The 448-nt window shown below is 60.7% G+C and carries 1 protein-coding gene; it reads left to right on the top strand.

The genetic code is table 11. The annotated features are described in order from the left end of the window. Nucleotides 1-14: 14 nt before the first annotated feature. The coding region (locus JWG43_RS18325; protein WP_205244366.1) for a phosphotransferase at nucleotides 15-448 on the top strand (434 nt) is incomplete at its 3' end.

The raw sequence follows: 448 nt of genomic DNA on the forward strand, positions 1-448 counted from the left end.
GCGTGGAAGCGGCCATGCTGGAAATGGTGAAGGATCTGGACATCACGCCCGAGTGCCACTTCTACGCGGGCGGCATCAAGACCACGGACTTTCTGGAAGGCTACCGCATCCTGAACCACGACACCCTGGACCAGTTCGAGGTGCGCGGTGTGGTGGACATCATGCGCCGTCTGCATGACATCCGCATGCCTGAGGGCTTCCGCGAAAAGTACGGCCCCAGCGCCGTGCTCTCCGTGCTTTCCGAGGTCAAGCTCTACGAACGCCAGAGCGGCGTCAACCTGCTGGCCGATCACGAACGCAGCCTGTTCTACGATTTCGCCCGCGAGATGGACAGCGACGAGAAGCGCTTCTGCCATCGCGACTTCGTGCTGGAGAACATCCTGCGCAAGGGCGACGACATCAAGCTCATCGACTTCGAATACGCCTGTTTCTGCTCGCCCTACTGGGA

Origin of the sequence: Desulfobulbus alkaliphilus (genome assembly GCF_016918545.1) — a bacterium.
Taxonomy (GTDB): Bacteria; Desulfobacterota; Desulfobulbia; order Desulfobulbales; family Desulfobulbaceae; genus Desulfobulbus; species Desulfobulbus alkaliphilus.